This window comes from Bacillus sp. FSL R5-0576 (genome assembly GCF_038004765.1).
GTDB lineage: Bacteria > Bacillota > Bacilli > Bacillales > Bacillaceae > Bacillus > Bacillus subtilis.
In genome coordinates this window covers 1411614-1432010 of sequence record NZ_JBBORU010000001.1, presented here as the reverse complement: position 1 = coordinate 1432010, position 20397 = coordinate 1411614, and the positions used below count along the sequence as shown (strand labels likewise).

At 42.6% G+C, this 20397-nt stretch carries 19 protein-coding genes; 7 read left to right on the top strand and 12 right to left on the bottom strand.

Annotation, left to right across the window (positions count from 1 at the left end; translation table 11 throughout):
* Positions 1 to 195 precede the first annotated feature (195 nt).
* Positions 196 to 1113 carry a heme o synthase gene (gene cyoE / locus NX903_RS07435; RefSeq protein WP_003232250.1) on the bottom strand — a complete coding sequence of 306 codons (918 nt, stop codon included), beginning with the start codon at positions 1111 to 1113 and terminating at the stop codon, positions 196 to 198.
* Positions 1114 to 1467: 354 nt separating this feature from the next.
* Between cyoE and ctaA the strand changes: the two genes are divergently transcribed.
* Complete coding sequence (gene ctaA, locus NX903_RS07430) at positions 1468 to 2388, top strand: heme A synthase CtaA (protein WP_015483190.1); 921 nt, start codon at positions 1468 to 1470, stop codon at positions 2386 to 2388.
* Positions 2389 to 2793: 405 nt separating this feature from the next.
* Here ctaA and pyc read toward each other — a convergent pair whose 3' ends face one another.
* From pyc to glsA, 4 genes are all read right to left on the bottom strand, one after another.
* Positions 2794 to 6240: a pyruvate carboxylase gene (gene pyc, locus NX903_RS07425; protein ID WP_032725637.1), complete on the bottom strand. Its 3447-nt coding sequence runs from the start codon at positions 6238 to 6240 to the stop codon at positions 2794 to 2796.
* A 74-nt stretch (positions 6241 to 6314) separates the two neighbouring features.
* On the bottom strand, positions 6315 to 7526 hold the full coding sequence (gene ftsW, locus NX903_RS07420; RefSeq protein WP_076457751.1) for a cell division protein FtsW: 1212 nt from the start codon (positions 7524 to 7526) through the stop codon (positions 6315 to 6317).
* Positions 7527 to 7731: 205 nt separating this feature from the next.
* The gene (locus NX903_RS07415) at positions 7732 to 8013 is read right to left on the bottom strand and encodes a YlaN family protein (RefSeq protein ID WP_003245286.1); all 282 of its coding nucleotides are present in this window, start codon (positions 8011 to 8013) and stop codon (positions 7732 to 7734) included.
* A gap of 97 nt (positions 8014 to 8110) precedes the next feature.
* Positions 8111 to 9040 (bottom strand): glutaminase A, encoded by a 930-nt coding sequence (gene glsA, locus NX903_RS07410; RefSeq protein WP_003232263.1) that lies wholly within the window; start codon positions 9038 to 9040, stop codon positions 8111 to 8113.
* A 102-nt stretch (positions 9041 to 9142) separates the two neighbouring features.
* On the opposite strand from glsA, the gene NX903_RS07405 reads away from it, so the two are divergent.
* Positions 9143 to 9628, top strand: a complete 486-nt coding sequence (locus NX903_RS07405; protein WP_015383578.1) for a hypothetical protein — start codon at positions 9143 to 9145, stop codon at positions 9626 to 9628.
* Between the two features lie 2 nt (positions 9629 to 9630).
* Here the strand turns inward: NX903_RS07405 and NX903_RS07400 are convergent, their stop codons facing one another.
* Complete coding sequence (locus tag NX903_RS07400; protein ID WP_086343808.1) at positions 9631 to 10959, bottom strand: PhoH family protein; 1329 nt, start codon at positions 10957 to 10959, stop codon at positions 9631 to 9633.
* 154 nt (positions 10960 to 11113) lie between these two features.
* On the opposite strand from NX903_RS07400, the gene NX903_RS07395 reads away from it, so the two are divergent.
* Both NX903_RS07395 and NX903_RS07390 read left to right on the top strand, forming a co-directional pair.
* Positions 11114 to 11743, top strand: a complete 630-nt coding sequence (locus tag NX903_RS07395) for a YhcN/YlaJ family sporulation lipoprotein (protein WP_144486619.1) — start codon at positions 11114 to 11116, stop codon at positions 11741 to 11743.
* An 82-nt stretch (positions 11744 to 11825) separates the two neighbouring features.
* Entirely contained in the window at positions 11826 to 12035 is a 210-nt protein-coding gene (locus tag NX903_RS07390; protein ID WP_003232271.1) for a YlaI family protein, read from the top strand.
* A gap of 55 nt (positions 12036 to 12090) precedes the next feature.
* On the opposite strand, the gene NX903_RS07385 is transcribed toward NX903_RS07390, so the two are convergent.
* Both NX903_RS07385 and typA read right to left on the bottom strand, forming a co-directional pair.
* A complete protein-coding gene (locus NX903_RS07385) occupies positions 12091 to 12408 on the bottom strand; it encodes a YlaH-like family protein (RefSeq protein ID WP_003232274.1) in 318 nt (105 codons plus the stop codon).
* 56 nt (positions 12409 to 12464) lie between these two features.
* A complete protein-coding gene (gene typA / locus NX903_RS07380; RefSeq protein WP_003232278.1) occupies positions 12465 to 14303 on the bottom strand; it encodes a translational GTPase TypA in 1839 nt (612 codons plus the stop codon).
* Positions 14304 to 14415: 112 nt separating this feature from the next.
* Here typA and NX903_RS07375 point away from each other — a divergent pair, with 112 nt between their 5' ends.
* Both NX903_RS07375 and NX903_RS07370 read left to right on the top strand, forming a co-directional pair.
* Complete coding sequence (locus tag NX903_RS07375; protein WP_003245500.1) at positions 14416 to 14604, top strand: YlaF family protein; 189 nt, start codon at positions 14416 to 14418, stop codon at positions 14602 to 14604.
* 272 nt (positions 14605 to 14876) lie between these two features.
* Entirely contained in the window at positions 14877 to 15488 is a 612-nt protein-coding gene (locus tag NX903_RS07370) for a hypothetical protein (protein ID WP_086343807.1), read from the top strand.
* A gap of 40 nt (positions 15489 to 15528) precedes the next feature.
* Here NX903_RS07370 and sigQ read toward each other — a convergent pair whose 3' ends face one another.
* The 4 genes from sigQ to NX903_RS07350 are packed head-to-tail and all read right to left on the bottom strand — an operon-like array spanning position 15529 to position 18539.
* Entirely contained in the window at positions 15529 to 15822 is a 294-nt protein-coding gene (gene sigQ / locus NX903_RS07365) for an anti-SigP sigma factor SigQ (protein WP_014476710.1), read from the bottom strand.
* Positions 15819 to 16340, bottom strand: coding sequence for an RNA polymerase sigma factor YlaC (ylaC, locus tag NX903_RS07360; RefSeq protein WP_086343806.1), 522 nt, complete (start codon positions 16338 to 16340; stop codon positions 15819 to 15821). Before ylaC ends, sigQ begins: the two co-directional genes overlap by 4 nt.
* A complete protein-coding gene (locus tag NX903_RS07355) occupies positions 16340 to 16609 on the bottom strand; it encodes a hypothetical protein (protein ID WP_024572390.1) in 270 nt (89 codons plus the stop codon). The genes ylaC and NX903_RS07355 overlap by 1 nt, the downstream gene beginning before the upstream one ends.
* Positions 16599 to 18539 carry a hypothetical protein gene (locus NX903_RS07350; protein ID WP_086343805.1) on the bottom strand — a complete coding sequence of 647 codons (1941 nt, stop codon included), beginning with the start codon at positions 18537 to 18539 and terminating at the stop codon, positions 16599 to 16601. The genes NX903_RS07355 and NX903_RS07350 overlap by 11 nt, the downstream gene beginning before the upstream one ends.
* A gap of 284 nt (positions 18540 to 18823) precedes the next feature.
* Here NX903_RS07350 and nprE point away from each other — a divergent pair, with 284 nt between their 5' ends.
* On the top strand, positions 18824 to 20389 hold the full coding sequence (gene nprE, locus NX903_RS07345) for a neutral metalloprotease NprE (protein WP_003245026.1): 1566 nt from the start codon (positions 18824 to 18826) through the stop codon (positions 20387 to 20389).
* Positions 20390 to 20397: the final 8 nt, after the last annotated feature.

The window sequence follows — 20397 nt, the reverse complement described above, 5'->3', positions numbered from 1 at the left end:
TCGAAATCTATCGCCATCCAACCTATCACCAATAAAGCACTTACATTTCCTCTTCTCTTAAATTATGAGTTTTTTTACTCAAAATGCCATCTATGTATAAAAGTAAAGCCGCCTGATTAAACAAGAGGTCAAGGCGGCATTTACTAGTTGTCATCGTTTATTTTGAAGCGATAAAACAAGCATCATATCTATTTTTTAGAAAAGCGTCAAGACAACCATGGCAACGAAATAGATTGTCATGTAGTTAAGCGAGTAAACGAACATCTGCGTTGCCCACTTCATGATATTCTTGGAGCGGAATCCCATTAAGCCAAGAATCAGCCAGCCGATATTTAACAGCAAGCCGAGAATGACAATCGGAAGACCCAGACTACCAAGGAAAAACGGAAGCGGCATCAGGCACGCAACCCACACAATAATTTGTCTTTTTGTCACTTCAAATCCGTATACGACAGGAAGCATCGGAATATTTGCAGCTCTGTAATCCTCAGTTTTCTTAATAGCCAATGCTAAGAAGTGAGGAATCTGCCAAATAAATAAAATCATGAATAACACCCATGCTACGACACCGATATTCCCTTCCACTGCCGTCCATCCAATAAGCGGCGGCACTGCACCGGAAACGCTTCCTACTACTGTGTTAATCGTATAGCGGCGTTTCGTCCACATTGTGTACAATACAACATACGTAAAGACTCCGATAAAACCGATAACAGCAGCCATGACAGTTGTCATCAGCAGCATGATCAATCCTAAAGCAACCAGCAAAATTCCAGACCATAACGCCTGACTCGGCTGAATTTTACCCGTAACCGTCGGTCTTACTTTCGTACGCTCCATAAGATGATCAATGTCCCGGTCATACCAGTTATTGATCGCGCAGGAGCCCGCAATAATCAGTGAAGACCCGATTAACGTAAGAAGAACGGTGTTTATATTGCCTAAAAAACTTAAACCGGATATATGCAGTGCAAGCCACATTCCAGTGAAAGTCGTGATGAGGTTAGAATTGACGATCCCTATTTTAATAAGGGACAGAAAATCTTTCCATGCCGTTGTTTCTTCAATTTGTCCGTCTATAGCTGTATCATTTAAGATTCTGGAGTTAGCCATAACGTAAACCTCCCTTACAAACCTAACGCAGGAGAATAAAATAACCTGCAACTCTATCATACAAGATAACATCTTGTAAAAAAACATCCTATTAAATATTAAACGACAAACAGGAATTTATTTGTGAACTTTTTATGAATTTTACCAAAGATGAAGGCAATCTCCAAATCGGCATTGCGTTTACCTTATTTCTATCAGACCCGGCATGAATAATCAAGTGTACATTTTCCAGAAGCCGTCATTCTATTATATTTTTGTGAACAAAAGGCTCTGGGAATTGCCACAAAACACATATTCGCTTACACTTGGAACGTATATAAAATTGCAGCAGTATGTTAAGAAGGTGAATATTGTATGAATAAAGCATTAAAAGCTCTCGGTGTTCTGACGACATTTGTCATGCTAATTGTTTTAATCGGGGGTGCCCTCGTTACAAAAACAGGTTCCGGCCAAGGATGCGGCAGACAGTGGCCGCTGTGTCACGGCCGTTTTTTCCCTGAACTGAATCCGGCTTCAATTATTGAATGGAGCCACCGATTCGCAAGCGGAATCTCTATTATCCTTGTGCTAAGCCTTGCGTTTTGGTCATGGAGAAAAATCACGCCGATTTTTCGTGAAACAACGTTTCTCGCGATCATGTCAATTATCTTTTTATTTCTTCAGGCATTGCTTGGCGCATTGGCTGTCGTATTCGGTTCGAACGCGCTGATTATGGCACTTCACTTCGGCATCTCATTAATTTCTTTTGCTTCAGTGCTTATTTTAACATTGCTCATATTTGAAGCTGATAAATCAGTCAGAACACTGGTTAAGCCGCTTCAAATCGGCAAAAAGATGCAATTTCACATGATAGGAATTTTGATATATTCCTATATCGTTGTGTATACAGGCGCATATGTAAGACACACTGAATCAAGTCTGGCATGTCCTGATGTGCCGCTGTGCAGCCCGCTGAACAATGGACTTCCGACCCAATTCCATGAATGGGTGCAAATGGGCCACAGAGCAGCAGCCTTACTGTTATTTGTATGGATTATTGTTGCCGCTGTTCATGCTATTACTTCCTATAAAGATCAAAAACAGATCTTTTGGGGATGGATCTCATGTCTTATTTTCATTACATTACAGGCACTGTCCGGTATTATGATCGTATACTCTGAACTGGCTCTGGGCTTTGCACTTGCCCACTCGTTCTTTATTGCCTGTCTGTTTGGCGTTCTATGCTACTTCTTATTATTGATTGCTCGTTTCCGTTATGAATCCAGGCAATCATAAGGACTCAAGACCAAAGCCTTAGGCGGCTTTGGTCTTTTTTCATGTCTTGTTTTGGCGCTTTATTGTTTCAATGGCCAGCCTTCGCTGAACTTGATGATCAGTGAGCGGCTCACTTCAGTCTGTCCCTTTCTCATCGTATTATAGAAATTTCATATGTAGTCCGCGAACATAAGTATTAAAGCCTTTTGGCCATTGGAAAATCAGATAGTGCTTAAAGAAATATGCATGGACTACTACAAAGCATCTAAAAAATTGGTGGTATATAAGCCTCTTTTTATTTTGGGCTTGTGACAGTACTCTATAATCTCTGAAGTCCCCTTATATCTCTTCTAACCATCTGTTTCACTCCACATTTTCTATATAAAAAACAAGAGTGTATATCATTGATATACACTCTTGTTTTTTTTATGCTTTTTCAATTTCGAGAAGCAGATCTCCCGTTTGGATCGGCTCGCCATTTTTCACATGAACCTGCTTGATTGTTCCTGAGAAAGGCGCCTGAACCGTTGTTTCCATTTTCATCGCTTCATTAATCATCAAATGATCACCTTTATTGACTTTTGTGCCTGCTTCAGCCAATACCTTAATAACGGTTCCAGGCATGGAAGCTGCGATGTGGCTTGGATTTGTCCGGTCTGCTTTCAGCCTTTCCTGAACGGAAGACTTAATGCTTTCATCTTTAATGACTACTTCACGCGGCTGCCCGTTCAGTTCGAAATAAACGACGCGAGTGGCGTCAGGCTGAGGCTCACCGATTGAAATCAGCTTAACGATCAGCGTTTTGCCGCGCTCAATTTCAACTTCTATCTCTTCACCTAATGTCATACCGTAGAAGAATGTCGGTGTATCTAATACCGAAATGTCTCCGTAGCTTTCTGTCGTTTTCACATAATCAGTGAAGACTTTAGGATAAAGGGCATACGCCACAGCATCCTGATCTGAAATTTCCAAGTTATGCTGCTCTTTAAATTCCTGTTTGATCGCTTCAAATGACACCGGCTCAAGCAGTTCGCCCGGTCTGACTGTAATCGGCTCCTGCCCTTTTAAGATCAGCTTTTGCAGTTTTTCCGGGAATCCGCCATGAGGCTGGCCGATATTTCCTTTGAAAAGCTCCACGACAGAATCAGGGAAATCTAAAGATTCGCCTTTTTCGTAAACGTCTTTTTCAGTCAGATTGTTTTGCACCATGTAGAGTGCCATATCTCCGACTACTTTTGAGGAAGGCGTTACCTTGACGATGTCACCGAACATATCGTTCACGCGTCTGTACATTTCCTTGACTTCGTTCCAGCGGTCGCCAAGGCCTACTCCCTTGGCTTGCTGCTGCAGGTTGCTGTATTGGCCCCCTGGCATTTCGTGCTCATAAATTTCAGTATGCGGAGACTTCATTCCGCTTTCAAATTCACTATAATATTTACGCACCGACTCCCAATATTGGGACAGCAATTCAACGCCTTGGACATTCATTTCCGGACGGCGGTCGTTGCCTTCCATCGCATGATAAAATCCGCTCGCGCTAGGCTGTGACGTTAATCCCGCCATTGAGCTGACCGCCACGTCTATGATATCAACGCCGGCTTCAACAGCTTTCGCATACATATAAATACCGTTTCCGCTCGTATCATGCGTATGAAGGTGAACCGGAATGTCGATCGTTTCTTTCAACGCAGAAACAAGTTCATATGCAGCCTGCGGTTTTAACAGCCCTGCCATATCTTTAATCCCGAGAATATGGGCTCCGGCCGCCTCAAGCTCCTTCGCCATCGATGTATAATAAGCAAGATCGTACTTCGTCCGGTTCTTGTCAAGGATATCTCCCGTATAACAAATCGCAGCTTCTGCCACTTTGCCGGTATCCCGAACGGCATCAATGGCTAACGTCATCCCTTTTACCCAGTTTAAGCTGTCGAAAATACGAAACACATCAATACCGGATTGAGCTGATTGCTTCACAAATTCTTTAATCACATTGTCCGGATAATTCGTATAGCCGACCGCATTTGATGAGCGAAGCAGCATCTGGAATAAGGTATTCGGCACTTCTTTGCGAAGATCTTCCAAACGCTTCCACGGATCTTCTTTCAGGAATCGGTAGGCTACATCGAAGGTCGCGCCTCCCCACATTTCCATACTGAATAGTTCAGGCCATAACGCAGCCGTCGGATTTGCGATTTTTTTCAAATCATGCGATCTGATTCTAGTTGCCAATAACGATTGGTGGGCATCCCTGAATGTCGTATCAGTTAAAAGGACAGATTTCTGCTCCTTAACCCAATTTGCAAGCCCTTCTGCACCTTTTTCATCGAGAATTTGCTTTGTTCCTTTGGCAGGCTGCTGATCAACGTCTACCTTTACGCTTAACGGTTTGTCAAACGCCGGTTTTTCTTTTTTCCCGATTCCGGGGAAGCCGTTTACTGTCACATTGCCGATGTAAGTGAGCATTTTCGTTCCGCGGTCTTTTTGTTTAGGGAAATTAAATAATTCAGGCGTTGTATCAATGAAAGACGTATCATATTGCCCTGTCAGGAACTTCTCATGTTTTGCAACGTTCTCAAGGAACGGAATGTTCGTTTTTATGCCTCTGATTCTGAACTCCTGAAGGTTTCGCACCATTTTGGCAGCTGCCTGTTCAAACGTTAAAGCCCAAGTTGAAAGCTTAACGAGAAGTGAATCATAGTATGGTGTGATCACGGCACCCTGGAAGCTGTTTCCGGTATCAAGACGGACACCAAAACCGCCGCCTGAGCGGTAAGCCATGATTTTTCCTGTATCAGGCATGAAATCATTTTGCGGATCCTCAGTCGTAACCCGTGACTGAATGGCATAGCCGATTGTAAAAATGTCCTTTTGCTCAGGAATATTTACTTTTTTGCTGTGAAGGCTGTGCCCTTGGGCAACAAGGATCTGAGTCTGAACAATATCGACACCAGTAATCATTTCTGTTATCGTGTGTTCAACTTGTACGCGAGGGTTTACTTCAATAAAGTAAAACTCGTTGTTTGCAACAAGGAATTCGACCGTCCCCGCATTTATATAGTTTACATTTTTGGCAAGCGCAACTGCCGCCTCACAAATTTGGTCCCTTAATTCAGGTGACAGCGAGACACTCGGCGCCACTTCAATGACCTTTTGATGGCGTCTTTGAACGGAACAATCCCTCTCAAAAAGATGGACGACATTGCCCTGCTTGTCTCCAATGACCTGAACCTCAATATGTTTTGGATTCTCAATTAATTTTTCTACATAAACTTCATCATTGCCAAAGGCTGCTTTCGCCTCTGATTTAGCACGCTCATATGCTTCTTTGACTTCACTTTCAGATCTGACAATCCGCATACCGCGGCCGCCGCCGCCAAGCGAGGCTTTAATGATGATCGGATAACCGTTAGCTTGTCCAAATTGTTCGACGGCTTCAAGCGTTTCGGCAGGACCGTCGCTTCCCGGAATCACGGGGATTCCCGCTTTTTCTGCCTGCTCACGCGCTTTTACCTTGTCACCAAACATATCGAGATGCTCGGATTTTGGCCCTATGAATACGATGCCTTCTTCTTCACATCGTCTCGCAAAATGAATATTTTCAGATAAGAAACCGTATCCCGGATGAATTGCATCGACTTTGTTTCTTTTCGCAATATCAATGATACCTTCAATATCCAGGTAAGCATCAATCGGTTTTTTCCCTTCACCGACCAAGTATGCTTCATCCGCTTTGTACCGATGGTAGGAACCGGAATCTTCTTTTGAATAGACCGCAACTGTACGAATATTCAACTCGGTACACGCCCGGAATATTCGGATTGCAATTTCTCCCCTGTTTGCTACTAATACTTTTTGTATCGATTGCTGAGACAAACTTTTCTCCCCCTTACCCGAATGGAATATAATCTATCATAGCGGAATATCCTTCCCCTGTACACACTTGTTTTTTACTGATAAACAGTTTTTTTGAGCTGTTTCTTTTTCATTCCCTTCGGCGCCAAGGGCTCTTTCTTTTTCTTATTCTCTGAATATTTCACAAACATGCTGATATTCGCTAATATCCCCATACTCCCCAGCAGCAGCACCAAAGAAGAGCCCCCGTAACTGATAAATGGCAGCGTAACCCCTGTAATCGGAATTAATCCGCTGACACCGCCAAGGTTAATAAACGACTGGATGGCAATCATACTTGAAATGCCGATCGCCAGAAGACTTCCAAACGGGTCCTCGCACTTTCTGGCTATATAAAAACCTTTAATGACGACAAAACCCAATAGGAAAATCACAAACAAAACCCCAAAAATGCCGAGCTCTTCAGCAATGACAGCCATAATAAAGTCAGTGTGTGATTCAGGCAGATATCCGTATTTTTGGATACTTTCACCGAGCCCCAGGCCGAAAATGCCGCCTGAGCTGATCGCATAATAAGAATTGATCACTTGCAAACCTGATGAATTTGCATACTTAAATGGGTCTTCAAGACTCTCAAAACGCGCCAAACGGCCTTTAGTTAAAATTTGATCCTGATTTAAATAGAGAATCGGGCTGACTAAAATGAAAACAATTCCGCCGAGCAAAAGCAGCCTCACCAGCGTCTTTCCGCTGAAGCCGGAGCACAAGATCATGCACGTCGCAATCAGCCCTATAATCATGGCTGTACCGAAATCAGGCTGCATGGCAATTAACCCGCAAATCACAAGCGTCATGACTACGGGAGGAGCTACACCCGTTAATAGATGGTCAATATAGCTTTGTTTTTTTGCATATACGGCTGCGAGGTATAAAATCACGACCAGTTTCACAAACTCCCCCGGCTGAATACTCATTCCGCCGATTTTAAACCAGCTTTGCGCGTTTCCGGCAACATGCCCGAATACAAACAGTGAGATAAGCGCAAGAACAGATACAAGCAGTATCCCCTTCTGAAACCTTTGATGGGCCAGTGCTTTATAAGGAAACAACGCCATGAGAATAAATAGAGCGCCACCCGCAATTAAAGCAAACAGCTGCCGCATGAAGAAAAAATTACTGCTTACTCCATACCGGGAGACAGCCGTAATCATGCTTGAGCTGTATACCATCACTAAACCGAATCCGCATAATAAAACGATTGCGAATATCAGTGAGTAATCATAAGATTTTAGCATTTTTTTTAACATAACATCCTCTTCCCTGCTTCTAACTTCCATTATCTATGGTTTTTATGTATTTATCTTTTTTATTTTACTACAATTTATCAAACGAGACGAAGAATCTCTATACGATTCGGAAGGAATGTGTAAAAAAAGACCGTCTTTTATGAGATGAGAGAAAAATAGCGGTTATAAAAAAACCCAAACTGTTAATAAGTTTGAGTTTTATCATTTATTTAGCTGTAAACGCGTCATGTAAAGCAGACAATTCGCGTTCCAATGTGTATAAAAGGTCTTTACCGTCTTTTTCATCAACCAATCCCAGGCGGACAGCAAAATCGATTTCCCTCGAAAGCCCGAACATTTGAGTATCTAAAACCTCTTCATATAGAGGACATTGAGGCATCGTTAAGTTATCCATTTGTACTCGGATCAGCTTCAAAATCTTCTCAGCGTCCACTTTTAAGAGTTCAAAAGCTTTTTGCCGATGGTCAACTATCATCTCTGAAGCCAAAAGTATCCCTCCGTTCCCCAGGCGAGTACCTAATTCTTCTATTTATCATAAAGGGTATCAACAGAAAATGCAAGAGGATTTAAGCATATGACATAAATTAAAAAATACTCAGCCTGTACATCTCAGACATTATTTCCAAAAGCTTTACACCTGCAATGCTGTTCCCTTTTTCGTCTAATGCGGGGCCGAATATGCCGATCCCGAAATCGTAAGGCGAAATGCCCATAATCCCGCCGGATACGCCGCTTTTCGCAGGAATTCCGACCTTAATTGCGAATTCCCCGCTTGCATTGTACATTCCGCACGTCACCATAAACGTTTTGCAAATTCTAGCGACATCTTTTGAGATGACTTGCTCCCCAGTCTCTGGATGTCTGCCGTTCAATGCAAATACAGATCCGATTTTCGCTAAATCCAAGCTGTTCATCTCAATCGCGCATTGCTTCGTATATAAATCCATTACTGCTTCTACATCATCTTCAAAAATGCCGTACTGCTTCATATAATAACACATCGCCCGATTAATCATTGAAGTGCTGTATTCAGATTCAGCCACTTCCCGGCAGTATGTAATCTCTTGGTTGTTTGTCAGCCTTCTGATAAAAGAAAGCAAATAATCAAGTCTCTCTTTCACCGTTCTTCCTCTTATCAGACTTGTCACTACCAATGCCCCGGCATTAATCATAGGGTTTAACGGCTTGCTCGGATTCACTGTTTCGAGCTTGATAATTGAATTAAACGGATCACCGGTCGGCTCCTGTCCAACATAACTGAAGACCTTATCTTTGCCGTATTCCATTAACACCAAAGCAAGGGAAAGGACTTTCGATATACTTTGAAGCGTAAATGTTTTTTCTACGTCACCTGCTGACAGACAAACATTATTGGAATAATAAATCGCCACTGACAGGTCGTGTTTATCAGCTTTTGCCAAGGCGGGAATATAGCTGGCTACCTCCCCCTTGTCCGTTACTTTTTTCGCCTTTTTCACTAAGGCTTCAAGCTCATCATTATGCCGGCATACCATGCAAACACCCTCGTTCCCTCAGCATTTCAATACACATAATTTGTACACAAAGTGACAATTCATGCGAAAACTTTTATAATTTTGAGAGAAGGGGGTCATATCATGAGCGTTATCCAAGTAAAAGGCAATGTTACATATCCAATTACCATTGATCCAAGCGTATGGATTTTTGATGATCGCAAATTTTCGTTTGACCGCAAAGGGGACAGTCAAGACACATATTTACAATCAGCCGGGGATGAATCCGACCTTGATCCGGAACGCGTCATCAGAGAGGGGCGAATTGCGCCGCCTACATTAAAGACGGAAAAACAATATGAGAAGCAAAAACTGATGAACGGCAGTTTCGCAATGAGACTTGGGACTGTCCTGAAAAATGCTGAGCCGAACAGCTCTGCGACACAATGTGTATTTGTCACAAGTTCGGGAAAGGCCGCCGTTTCTCTGGAAACCGCTCTGAACAGTATTGTCCATTTCAGTGAGGCAGGCAAGCCGATTCAAGAAGGCGGCCCCGTGCATATTTACTTTGAAGACCCGATTCATCACAAACAGCCGATTACCGACGTAAAAGAGATCGAAATTATTTAATGTTACAGCAAATCAGCTGCGAGCTGGGCGAGACCTGATCTCTCACCTTTTAACAGCTTCACGCTGCCTGAGATGGGTTGTCCTTTAAACCGCTCAACCACATAGGCTAAACCATTGTTCAGACTGTCTAAATATGGGTGATCAATTTGTTCAGGGTCACCCATTAAGACAATTTTACTGCCCTCACCGACTCTCGTCAGCAAAGTTTTCACCTCATGCCTGGTCAAATTTTGCGCTTCATCAATGATAATAAATTGATCTGGAATGCTTCTCCCTCTGATATAAGTCAGCGCCTCTACCTGAATTGAGCCAATTCCCGCCAAAATAGCATCAAGCTCCCCTGGTTTTTTCGCATTAAACAGAAACTCTAAGTTGTCAAAAATCGGCTGCATCCAAGGCTTTAGCTTTTCCTCTTTTTCGCCTGGCAAATACCCGATGTCCTTGCCAACAGGAACAATCGGCCTTGCGACAACCAGCTTTTTATATATTCCCAAGTCTTCTGTCTGTAATAGCCCTGCCGCCAAAGCTAAGAGCGTTTTGCCGGTTCCCGCTTTGCCGATCAGGGTGACAAGCGGAATATCTTCCCGCAGCAAAAGCTCTAATGCCATTGTCTGCTGTACATTTTTCGGCCTGATTCCCCATATATGTTCATCATCAAATACGAGTCTTTTTAATACCGTTCCGGTTTTATCTGCAATTCCGATTGCCGAGGAGGATCCTCCTAGCTCATCCTTCATTAAAGCAAACTGATTCGGATAAAACGCATGCTGTTTCACATCGTTTACTGAAATTTGATTTTTCCCGTAAAAAGAGCTGAACAGCTGCTGGCTGATATATAAATCTTTATAGCCGCTGTACATTTCATCATTGTCCACAACCCGGTCATTCAAGAAATCTTCAGCAAGCAGTCCGATTGCGTCGGCTTTAACCCTGACCAGTACATCCTTACTGACGAGGATAACCGGCCTGCCATTTTCCTTGGTTTCTTCCTCGAGGCTTAAGTTTTTCGCAACGGCTAATATGCGATTATCGTTCGTCTTTTCAATAAAGATCTCTTGCAGCTGGTGAAACGAACGATGATTCAGTTCAATTCTCAGTGTGCCGCCGGTGTCAAGCGGTACATGCTCATGCAGCCTGCCCTTTTGTCTTAGCGCATCGATTAGCTTAGATACGTGCCTTGCATTCCTCCCAACTTCGTCCATATACCGTTTTTTTGAATCAACCTCTTCTAAAACGACAGCAGGGATGACAACCTCATTTTCTTCAAAAGAAAATATCGCGTTAGGATCCTGTAATAACACATTCGTATCTAACACATAAATTTTACTCAAGTCTCAGCCTCCTGATATAAGGGTCAAAGTTCTTCCTGCTTCTCTTTTGATGAAAAAGGTGAATGCCTGCTAAAATATATGTTTTTGTGCATAAAGATAGAAGGTTAATTCAACAATAAAATTAATGAAAGCATTTCAAGGAGGGAACCCGCAAGTGCGAATTCTTTTCATTATCATACAGCTGACACTTATCCTGTCCGCTTGTGCCTATCAACAAGGAAAACAGGGCCAGAATGTTGAAAAAGAATCAACAAGACAGCAGGAGACTAAACCGATTCACGTAAAGGACACAACTCAAGAAACAAAAGACAATGGAACAAGAACGGATATTGCCAAGCATCTTGTCAGCGTTGCTGAAAAAAACCCCGACGTCAAGGATGCAACAGCCGTTGTGCTGGGAGGCTATGCTGTTGTTGGGATTGATGTCGATGATACTTTGGACAGAAGCAAAGTGGAAACCATTAAATATTCTGTAGCTCAGGCGCTAAAGAATGATCGATATGGCGCCAACGCAGTAGTCATTGCTGATCCCGATACGGTCAGCCGCCTTCGCGAAATGAGCAGAGAAATCAGCGAGGGCCATCCGGTAACAGGTATACTGGATGAATTAGCTGCAATTGTCGGCCGAGTGCTTCCCGAAGTGCCTAACGATGTGATTGACAATGAAGACGAACCGCAAACAAAGCAGCAAAATGACCAATTAAATAGAAAACATCAACAGGAAATGGAGAAGGAGCAAAACGATCAATCTGATCATCATATGAAAAAGAACAACAATGACTAAGCTATAGCCTTGCGCTTTAGCTTTTTCTTATTTTGGACAGCTTCTGATCCGTGGTATAATACATGTTAGTGAAAGAGGTGATATGATGAGGGTCAAATGTTCTATTTGCGATAAAATTGAAACAATTGATGATGATACCCTGATCGCGAAACGGCTTCGAAACCGCCCGATCCATACATATATGTGCCAGGAATGCCACGATCGGATTGCCAAAAAAACAGAGGAACGGCTGAAAACGGGAAAATTTACTTTTCACCCGGGACAGCAGAAAAAAGAAAAAGTCAAAAAATAAAGCGGCCGCTTAACCATACAGAACACAAAAAAGACTCAGCTTTCAGCTGAGTCTTTTATGATTTTGCAGACTGTCCTTTTTTCGACTGATACAGCCGGATTTTGTAAATGATTAAAATCAGCGCAGCGACGACCAATCCTTCTGCCACGGGCAAAAACACCCCTAAAAAAGTCAAAACAGTGCAGCCCAAAGCCAAAAATACATACACCACTGCAGATTTTAATACAGGAAGCCGTTTAGCAAATCCAAGCTTAAATACAATAACGGCCAACACAAAAATCGTGCCGTACAGCAGCCACATGCCTGCCGCAGGCTGCCGGTCTACTTGATATAGAGCGGCGAAGAACGACAGGCGTTCGCTTACGTCATTCAAAAAGATTCCCTCCCCTGTAAACGTACGGGTTCTATCTTTTCAAATTCTGCACGAGATTAAGACAATCCTGCTGTTTTTTTCTTTTTAGCTGCTTTTTCACGTTCGTTCTTATTGAGGATCTTCTTTCTTAAACGGATGGATTCAGGTGTTACTTCACAATATTCATCTTCGTTTAAGTACTCTAGAGACTCCTCAAGAGACATGATGCGCGCTTTTTTAATTGTAGTTGTCTGATCCTTTGTTGCAGAACGGACGTTTGTTTGCTGTTTCATTTTGCTGACGTTAACAACAAGGTCGTTGTCACGGTTATGCTCTCCAACGATCATTCCTTCGTATACTTCAGTACCCGGCTCAACGAAGATGACACCGCGGTCTTCAATTCCTTGAATACCGTATGATGTTGCTTTTCCGTTTTCCATTGACACAAGTACACCTTGACGGCGTCCGCCGACTTGGCCTGCCTGCATCGGCTGGTAGCTGTCAAACGTATGGTTCAAAATACCGAATCCGCGTGTTAATGATAGGAATTCTGTAGAGTAACCGATCAATCCGCGGGAAGGGACTGTAAAGATGAGACGGACTTGGCCGTTTCCGTTGTTGATCATATCAACCATTTCGCCTTTGCGGGCACCCATTGATTCCATGACAGAGCCAGTATGCTCTTCAGGAACATCAATTTGCACACGTTCAACAGGCTCACAGCGTACGCCGTCGATTTCTTTGATAATAACTTCAGGTTTTGACACTTGAAGCTCATAGCCCTCACGACGCATATTTTCAATTAAAATTGACAAGTGCAGCTCACCGCGTCCTGAAACAACCCAAGCATCAGGAGAAGCTGTTGGCTCAACACGCAAGCTCACATCCGTCTGAAGCTGTGATTGAAGACGCTCTTCGATTTTGCGGGCCGTTACATATTTGCCTTCACGGCCTGCAAACGGACTGTTATTCACGACAAATGTCATTTGAAGTGTCGGCTCATCAATGCGAAGCACCGGAAGCGGATCTTGATGGTCTACAGGACATACCGTTTCACCAACGTTGATATCTTCCATCCCGGAAACCGCAACGAGGTCTCCCGCTTTTGCTTCTTCAATTTCCACACGCTTTAAGCCTTGGAAACCAAAAATCTTTGTAACACGGAATGACTTTGCCGTTCCGTCAAGCTTCATAAGAGAAACCTGCTGTCCGACTTTCATTGTGCCGCGGAATACGCGTCCAATTCCGATACGGCCTACATAGTCGTTGTAGTCAAGAAGGGCAACTTGGAATTGAAGCGGCTCCTCTGCATTATCAACAGGTGCCGGAACATGCTTAATAATGGTTTCATATAAAGCTTCCATGTTTTCATCCTGTTGTTTCGGATCAAGACTCGCTGTTCCATTAATCGCGGAAGCATATACCACTGGGAACTCGAGCTGCTCTTCATTAGCATCAAGCTCAATGAACAGATCCAGAACTTCATCGATAACTTCCTCTGGACGAGCAAAGTCACGGTCAATTTTGTTTACAACAACAACAGGGTTCAGGTTTTGCTCAAGAGCTTTTTTCAGAACAAAACGAGTTTGAGGCATACAGCCTTCATATGCGTCAACGACAAGCACTACGCCGTCAACCATTTTCATAATCCGTTCTACTTCTCCCCCAAAGTCTGCGTGTCCAGGGGTGTCCAAAATATTGATACGTGTATCTTTATAGTTAATCGCAGTATTTTTCGCCAATATTGTAATGCCGCGTTCGCGTTCAAGATCATTAGAGTCCATTGCGCGTTCAGCAACCTGTTCGTTGGCACGGAACGTACCAGCCTGATGTAAAAGCTGATCGACTAGAGTCGTTTTCCCATGGTCAACGTGGGCAATAATCGCGATGTTGCGAAGATCATTTCGAAGTTTCACTTTTTCATCTCCTAAAAAAATTAGATAACTTTCATATTATATCACACATCCTCTTTAAAAGCGTCACGTTTTTCTGTAAACTTAATATAAGACGTAAAAGGGGATGGAAATTATGAAAAAAATGAATTGGCTTTTACTATTATTTGCATTTGCAGCGGTTTTCAGCATTATGCTGATCGGCGTCTTTATCGCTGAAAAAAGCCCTGCAGGCATTATCGCCAGCATTGTACTTGTTTGCGCTGTCATGGGCGGCGGATTTACATTAAAAAAGAAAATGCGCGAACAAGGCTTGCTTGATTAAAAGCATTGCCCCGCCGGCGACATTGTAATCAAAAAACACCGCAAAGAAAGCGGTGTTTTTCATTTCTTTAAGCCTTATCTCCCCTGTTTCTTAGTCAGGAAGATGCAAAACAGCCTACATACATAGACAATCGTTCTAACGGTCACACGTGCAGCCTTCAAAAAGTAGTTCGGCAACGATACGCATAAAATACCATAGCGCCTATTCCTCCACCGGAAACTACTCCCTATAATGGAATTTGTAGCACAATTCACAAAAGGGAGAGAAGAAACATGAAGAAAACATTTGTAAAAAAAGCTATGTTAACGACTGCCGCAATAACCTCAGCTGCTCTATTAACGTTCGGTCCTGATGCAGCCAGCGCAAAAACACTGGTTGATAACACTGCTGTTCAACTCCAGCATCAGGCGAGCACTAATGAAGATCTCAATACATTCATTGATATATTAAATCAATGTATATACGAACAAGACGGTGTATATTATTTTGACAGCGAAAAAGCTGTCGAGTTAGGAATGACAAAAGAAGAGGCTCAGGTAATTGCTACACTCTGGGAATCGACATCAGAATTTTTCAGCATTGTTTCACAATGTGTGTATCTCGAGGATGGAAATTACAAATTTGATACAGAAAAAGCAGTTGAACTTGGCTTCACAGAAAAAGAAGCACTTGCACTTGAACAATTTTTCTCCGCTGTTTCTCTCAAGATTCACATTCTTCAAGCAGCCATTGTGCTACAAGATGATGTGTACAGCTATGATAAAGACGCAGCGCTACAAGCAGGTGCAACGCCACTGCAAGCTGACGTTTATGAAAAACTCTTCAGTGCCCTGTCACAAGAACAGCTTGCCGCTATTTACGATATGATTCATCCCCAGGCTTAATGTGAAAAAGCGCTTGCCGGAATCGGACAAGCGCTTTTTTTTATATCAGCAGTTTGATGATCAGCATCACGGCAACCGCCGCTCCAAACCAGCAGGCGGCTTTCATAATCAGTAATCCATAGTACCTCTGTTTAAAACGCAGTTCTTCTTCCGGCAGAAAAGCCTCCTCAACGGCCTGTTCGCTTTCCAATTCAAATGGCTCAGCCATCGTGTCATACATGTCTCTGCAGCTGCTGCACATTTTTAAATGCTCTTCTATAACGTGTTCCGTTTCTCTTTTACAATCACCTTCAAGATACAGAGGAAGCAGGTCTCTTACTAGAAAGCAGGTCATATCCGCTCCTCCTCTCTACTTTTCGTCATGTTTTTCTTTAGCTCTAATCTAGCCCGGTGCAATGTGGTTTTCACCTTAGAAAGACTCCAACCTAATATCTCAGCGATTTCTTCATAAGAAAGCTCTTGGAATTCTCTTAAAATCAAAACGGATTGATGCTGATTTTTTAACTTCAGGAGCTCCTGCCGCAGTGTTTCGCTTTTCACCGTCCGTGACAGATACTGTTCAGGCTGCTCATAAGTTGTTTGCGTTAACCCTTCATTTTTGCTGATATCAGTAAATTGGTATTTGACATCCCTGCGGTACCAATTGATAAAGGTATGATGCGCAATGGTGTAGAGCCATGTTCTGATGGAAGAATGCCCCCTAAACGAAGCCAGACCGTTAAGAGCTTTCACAAACGTGTCCTGCGCTAAGTCCTTGGCTGTTTCAAGATGATGAGTCCTTCTGAATAAATAATTTAAAATTTCTTGATAATACTGTCGATACAACTCCTCAATGGAATCCCTATGCTTCATTAAAAGTAAAACCACACCGTCATCCAAATGGCCAATAAAATGAAACAGATATACATGGAAGACAGGTATACTTTCATATATCTGATTTGGCTTTCTTCTTCAGCACCGGGACTTCTCTTTAAACAAGTTTTACTCTTTAAGTCTTCCGCATTCTTTTGGAATTGGGATTCATGCTGTTTCATCCATTCCATTGATTCATCCTCTAGCTCTCCTTCTTTATACAGGTCGTATAGGTCTACAAAAACAGACTCTTTTTCTTTATGATTCATAAAGACTTTTCACCTCTTGTGTTTCTCCATCCACTACATAGGCATCATGGCGATTTGAACCAAACGGCTGAATAATGATCAGCCATGCATAATGCCGTTCATCCCCTCTTTGAACGATAATCGGGCGCATACGCTTTTTGTAAATGACATCCTGATATAGAGAAGCTACTTTTTCGTAAGCCAATGTTCCATTACGATATGTATAGGGGAATGACTGATCAGGTGTATCGCTGTATACATAAACGTTTAGCTGACCTTGATCTTCAAAAAACTCATATGTTTTAGAAGAATCAGTATACATCACCATGTCACCCTGACTGCTTTTTTTCTTCTTTTCTGATCCACGAGCATCGAAGATCGATAATATCTGATGCTGCAGCCGGCTGTTAGCCATTGAGATATTCTTTTTCATCGGAAGCGAAAGACTATGTAAACAACCGGATTCGCCCTCAAATTCCAAAACAATTCCACCTTTTGTTTCCACTCTCACCATGCTTCCGAGCAGGCTATTGCTTTCAATATCAGTGATCTGATAAGGCTGTTTTGAGATGTTCAGTGCTGTAAACATTTGTTCCACTTTGTCATGAATGTCTTGTTCTGTTATATGAACATGCAGAAGAGAGTCAAGCTGATAAATCGAAGGATCTTCACTAAACCCCATTAAGGTTTCCTTTTCCCAATAAAATACCGTGCCATCATCAGCAGGATCTTTTTTATGAAGTTGATTTTTCAGGTAAATACGTACGACTGTCTGGCCGTCTTCTTGAGATACCTTTGTTTCGATATGATCCTTATGTAACACACGTCCGTGTCGCTCAAGGAAAGCGATGGACTTTCGCTTGTACTCCTGATTCGTTAGCTTTTTCCCATGTGCTTTTTGTAAGTATTCATAATTACGAATCAGTTGCGATACTTCATCTACCTCAGCTTTATAACCTTTGCTTTCAAATGAGTAGAAATAATGCACATCCATGTTTGTATCGTGCAAATAAAGTGTTTCATCCGTAGGAAAAAATGACTTTAGTATCTGTTCCGCTTTTTCTGATGAAATGTGCTCCCCGACAAAATTGAATGAATCATGGACATTTGCTGGCTTTGATACAGCGAAAGCAGCCGTTCCTATGTTATATATCGGATTTAACAGCAGGACAAAAAACACCAGAACAGCCATCGTCACCCACTTATTCACACGCACATAAACCTTTCCTGACTTTTGGAACAGATGATAGCTCATCAAAAATCCCGCCATTGCCAAATAAATCGTATATGGCATTACTGCACCATAATTTTTTGAGATTTGATTGGGATATGGCGCAAGCAGCAAGACAAGCAGTCCGATAATCAGCGTATAAAATAAGCCTAGTAAGATCTTATCCGTTCTCCAATACAGCTTGAAAAACACTACATTCAACGCAATGGGAAGAGTGATGATGAAAAACAGAAACACGAATGCAATCGGCTCCATCCCATCCGGGTATTCCTTCCAATACGAAAAGAAACTAAAAATCATTTGTACGATCGGCAAACTGACAACGGCGAGGTCGAACGTATAAAACATACCCTTTCCGCCATGATCACGCGGCATCAGCATATAGTGAAAAGCCGTCAGCAGCACAAATCCGTATAACAAAAAATGCAGCAGCGGCAGCAGTTCTTTTCCGTCCTCTCTTAAGTAAGCGCTGGTGAAGTTTGTTGATTGCACCTGGTGAATAAGTTCAACAGACACTCCCGCCAGCAGCACAATCCGCAATATAACACCCGCCAAGAACATTGTGCGCTGCCGGTTCATTTTGGGATGATGCACCAAAAGATATAAGCCCGCCAGAACAACAATTGACCATTGAATCAGCAGGGTGCTTTGTCTGCTTAATATAAAATAACGTTCGAAATGCAATACATAATGACTGAATAACTCCAACACGAACAACAATCCTTTACTTCTTATTAAGGCCTCATTCGGTTAGACAGCGGACTTTTCAAAAAGTTTCAAGATGAAACAAAAATATCTCATCTTCCCCTTGATATGCAAAAAACATAACTCTTGAATGAACCACCACATGACACTTGACTCATCTTGATATTATTCAACAAAAACAAACACAGGACAATACTATCAATTTTGTCTAGTTATGTTAGTTTTTGTTGAGTATTCCAGAATGCTAGTTTAATATAACAATATAAAGTTTTCAGTATTTTCAAAAAGGGGGATTTATTGTGGGTTTAGGTAAGAAATTGTCTGTTGCTGTCGCTGCTTCGTTTATGAGTTTATCAATCAGCCTGCCAGGTGTTCAGGCTGCTGAAGGTCATCAGCTTAAAGAGAATCAAACAAATTTCCTCTCCAAAAATGCGATTGCGCAATCAGAACTCTCTGCACCAAATGACAAGGCTGTCAAGCAGTTTTTGAAAAAGAACAGCAACATTTTTAAAGGTGATCCTTCCAAAAGGCTGAAGCTTGTTGAAAGCACGACTGATGCCCTTGGGTACAAGCACTTTCGATATGCGCCTGTCGTTAACGGAGTGCCAATTAAAGATTCGCAAGTGATCGTTCACGTCGATAAATCCGATAATGTCTATGCGGTCAATGGTGAATTACACAATCAATCTGCTGCAAAAACAGATAACAGCCAAAAAGTCTCTTCTGAAAAAGCGCTGGCACTCGCTTTCAAAGCTATCGGCAAATCACCAGACGCTGTTTCTAACGGAGCGGCCAAAAACAGCAATAAAGCCGAATTGAAAGCGATAGAAACAAAAGACGGCAGCTATCGTCTTGCTTACGACGTGACGATTCGCTATGTCGAGCCTGAACCTGCAAACTGGGAAGTCTTAGTTGACGCCGAAACAGGCAGCATTTTAAAACAGCAAAATAAAGTAGAACATGCCGCCGCCACTGGAAGCGGAACAACTCTAAAGGGCGCAACTGTTCCATTGAACATCTCTTATGAAGGCGGAAAATATGTTCTAAGAGATCTTTCAAAACCAACTGGCACCCAAATCATCACATATGACTTGCAAAACAGACAAAGCCGCCTTCCGGGAACGCTTGTCTCAAGCACAACGAAAACATTTACATCTTCATCACAGCGGGCAGCCGTTGACGCACACTATAACCTCGGTAAAGTGTACGATTATTTTTATTCAAACTTTAAACGAAACAGCTATGATAACAAAGGCAGTAAAATCGTTTCTTCCGTTCACTATGGCACTCAATACAATAACGCTGCATGGACAGGAGACCAGATGATTTACGGTGATGGCGACGGTTCATTCTTCTCTCCGCTTTCCGGCTCATTAGATGTGACAGCGCATGAAATGACACATGGCGTCACCCAAGAAACAGCCAACTTGATTTATGAAAATCAGCCAGGTGCATTAAACGAGTCTTTCTCTGACGTATTCGGGTATTTTAACGATACAGAAGACTGGGACATCGGTGAAGACATTACGGTCAGCCAGCCTGCTCTTCGCAGCCTGTCCAACCCTACAAAATACAACCAGCCTGACAATTACGCCAATTACAGAAACCTTCCAAACACAGATGAAGGCGATTATGGCGGTGTACACACAAACAGCGGAATTCCAAACAAAGCCGCTTACAACACCATCACAAAACTTGGTGTATCTAAATCACAGCAAATCTATTACCGTGCGTTAACAACGTACCTCACGCCTTCTTCCACGTTCAAAGATGCCAAGGCAGCTCTCATTCAGTCTGCCCGTGACCTCTACGGCTCAACTGATGCCGCTAAAGTTGAAGCAGCCTGGAATGCTGTTGGATTGTAATATTAGAA

Excerpts from the sequence above, each read along its gene's own strand:
- cyoE (WP_003232250.1), bottom strand. The coding sequence starts at position 1,113 with ATGGCTAACTCCAGAATCTTAAATGATACAGCTATAGACGGACAAATT.
- ctaA (WP_015483190.1), top strand. The coding sequence starts at position 1,468 with ATGAATAAAGCATTAAAAGCTCTCGGTGTTCTGACGACATTTGTCATG.
- ftsW (WP_076457751.1), bottom strand. The coding sequence starts at position 7,526 with ATGTTAAAAAAAATGCTAAAATCTTATGATTACTCACTGATATTCGCA.
- glsA (WP_003232263.1), bottom strand. The coding sequence starts at position 9,040 with ATGGTATGCCGGCATAATGATGAGCTTGAAGCCTTAGTGAAAAAGGCG.
- NX903_RS07405 (WP_015383578.1), top strand. The coding sequence starts at position 9,143 with ATGAGCGTTATCCAAGTAAAAGGCAATGTTACATATCCAATTACCATT.
- NX903_RS07390 (WP_003232271.1), top strand. The coding sequence starts at position 11,826 with ATGATGAGGGTCAAATGTTCTATTTGCGATAAAATTGAAACAATTGAT.
- NX903_RS07375 (WP_003245500.1), top strand. The coding sequence starts at position 14,416 with ATGAAAAAAATGAATTGGCTTTTACTATTATTTGCATTTGCAGCGGTT.
- NX903_RS07370 (WP_086343807.1), top strand. The coding sequence starts at position 14,877 with ATGAAGAAAACATTTGTAAAAAAAGCTATGTTAACGACTGCCGCAATA.
- sigQ (WP_014476710.1), bottom strand. The coding sequence starts at position 15,822 with ATGACCTGCTTTCTAGTAAGAGACCTGCTTCCTCTGTATCTTGAAGGT.
- ylaC (WP_086343806.1), bottom strand. The coding sequence starts at position 16,340 with ATGAAGCATAGGGATTCCATTGAGGAGTTGTATCGACAGTATTATCAA.
- NX903_RS07355 (WP_024572390.1), bottom strand. The coding sequence starts at position 16,609 with ATGAATCATAAAGAAAAAGAGTCTGTTTTTGTAGACCTATACGACCTG.